Origin of the sequence: Sutterella massiliensis (assembly GCF_016899755.1) — a bacterium.
In the GTDB taxonomy this organism is placed as follows: domain Bacteria; phylum Pseudomonadota; class Gammaproteobacteria; order Burkholderiales; family Burkholderiaceae_F; genus Sutterella; species Sutterella massiliensis.
This window is the reverse complement of record NZ_JACJJC010000478.1, coordinates 1-254: the sequence shown is the minus strand read 5'-3', so window position 1 is coordinate 254 and position 254 is coordinate 1. Positions and strand designations below refer to the sequence as shown.

1 protein-coding gene is annotated in these 254 nt (G+C 46.1%); it reads right to left on the bottom strand.

Annotation, left to right across the window (positions count from 1 at the left end):
- The coding region (locus tag H6A60_RS14635) for an MFS transporter (protein WP_205105351.1) at window positions 1–254 on the bottom strand (254 nt) is incomplete at both ends.

Genomic DNA, 254 nt, shown 5'->3' with positions numbered 1-254 from the left:
GCCCTACCCCTACTCCTCCTATGACACGATAAATATTAAAAGCGATAAGCAACGGATAAGTCGGCACCCCATGCTCGAAAAACAAGAATTCAGGTACCATCGAGCCCAATGCAGAAATAAAAAACATGATACCGGCAAATATCAACGATTTTTTCCGGCCCCAATTCGAAGCCATATAACCAGAAACAGCACTGCCGATAATGCAGCCAATGAGCGCGCTGGCACATGTAAAGCCGTGCCATCCATCCGTATAT